General features: G+C 60.7%; 1 protein-coding gene. It reads right to left on the bottom strand.

The features are described 5' to 3' along the window. The coding region (locus tag IQ211_RS19355) for a toprim domain-containing protein (RefSeq protein ID WP_193836484.1) at positions 1 to 1,208 on the bottom strand (1,208 nt) is incomplete at both ends.

Raw genomic sequence — 1,208 nt, forward strand, 5'->3', positions numbered from 1 at the left:
CTCATCAGGTCAACACCATCCGCGAACAACACGCCGCTTTGCCTGTCCAGCACCTGTGCATTGAGCTTCATGGCCGCAGCCCCGGCTTTTACTGTGCTCATGCCGCGCAGACACCATTGCAGTGTGCTAACGGAGATCAGCAGTTCGCCATTGTCGCCGGATTCACAGACCACATTCGGCGTCACGCGGGGCGCGGGTTCGGCAGCTAAAGGGGAAGCGGATTCTGACACCGTGTCCGGCTCCGGCGTCTGGCGCTCAAGGGCCATCATATCTGCCGCATCCTGCAGTGGCACGGCACTCTCAAGCAGCAGGGCAAAGGCGGTTTCTGGCTCAGCCACCTGACACAGATAGTCGTTGGCATCCCTGCCTGGCGGGAACACTACGCGTAACGGTGTAATGCCTTTGACAACCAGCTCGGCGGCCAGTTTTACCGCGGCATCATTGCCTGCCGTATCATTATCAAAGGCGATCAGCACCTGCTTAGTGCCGTGCTGCTCAAAGACCTGCCAGTGATCCGCGGTCACACCATGCACCCCATAGGCCGCCGTGACATGGCGCTGGCCTGCAACCCAGAACGACATCGCATCGATCAGCGATTCACACAGGATCAGCGATTTGGATGCACCCAGCGCCGCGGCATTCCAGACACCTTTGTGCGCGCCCGGCAGGTACAGATGGCGCACCACCGATGCCCGCAGATCATCGCTGATCATGCGTCCGTACAGCTCATGGATTTGCCCCTGTGCATCCATCACCGGCACAACCAGCGCACCGCGCAGGTGCTCCCGCCCGTTCTCCCGCAGCACCCCGATCGCTTGCAGACGACGGCGGATTTCCGCCCCGGCCTTGTACTTACGGGCAGGCAGGCGGTAAGCGAGTGTCCGGTTGGCAAAGCCGAGTTTAAACTGGCTGACCAGCTCAGGATGGTTGAGCCGCCGCTTGGACAGATAGGCCTGGGCTTCCGGGGCATTGAGCAAGGTATGGTGATAAAAATCAACCACCCGTGACAGCAGCACCTGTTGCCCGATGGCATCACGGGCCAGCTCTTCCGGCTGCACCAGCGGCTCCACCGCCGGATTGTGCCCCAGCACCGCCTTTAAGCGTTCGGCGGCATGACGCAGGCTCAGATTTTCGGTTCGCATCACCCAGTCCAGCACCGATCCGCCTGCATCGCAGCCAAAGCAATGGTAGAGATTTTTCGACGGTGT

The organism is Xenorhabdus griffiniae (assembly GCF_015163655.1).
Taxonomy (GTDB): domain Bacteria; phylum Pseudomonadota; class Gammaproteobacteria; order Enterobacterales; family Enterobacteriaceae; genus Xenorhabdus; species Xenorhabdus griffiniae.